At 41.7% G+C, this 504-nt stretch carries 1 protein-coding gene; it reads left to right on the forward strand.

What is annotated here, in order from left to right:
* Positions 1-504, forward strand: a 504-nt coding sequence (locus tag AC1DWA_RS33250; RefSeq protein ID WP_477917720.1) for a phage tail tape measure protein, incomplete at both ends; no start/stop codon positions are given.

Genomic DNA, 504 nt, shown 5'->3' on the forward strand with positions numbered 1-504 from the left:
CGAATGGAAGGCATGCGAGGTGCTATTAAAGCTGGGCTTGTTGCAGGAGCTGCAGCAGGTGGATATGAAATGCTAAAGCTTGCTAGTGATGTGGACAGTTCACAGAAACGGATTCAAGGACAATTAGGCGTAACAGGTGATGAAGCTAAGAAATTAAATGGTATCACACAGAGCCTGTGGAAAGAGGGCTTTGGTGAGGATATGGCAGAAGTCCGTAATGGACTCATTCAAGTACGCCAGAATATTAAAGGATTGAACAGTGGCGATTTGAAGCAAGTCACTAAAGATTCTTTAACTCTTGCTGAAGTGTTTGAAGCTGATGTAAATGAAGTTACACGAGCTGGATCAAACGTTATGAAGGGTTTCGGTACAAGCTCTAAAGAAGCGTTTGATTTAATGGCGTGGGGCGCACAAAATGGCTTAAACTTCTCAAACGAAATGTTTGATAACCTTTCTGAATATGCTCCTTTGTATAAAAAGATGGGCTTTTCTGCTACAGAATAT

It is taken from the genome of Rhodococcus sp. P4_F3_2 (genome assembly GCF_056401335.1).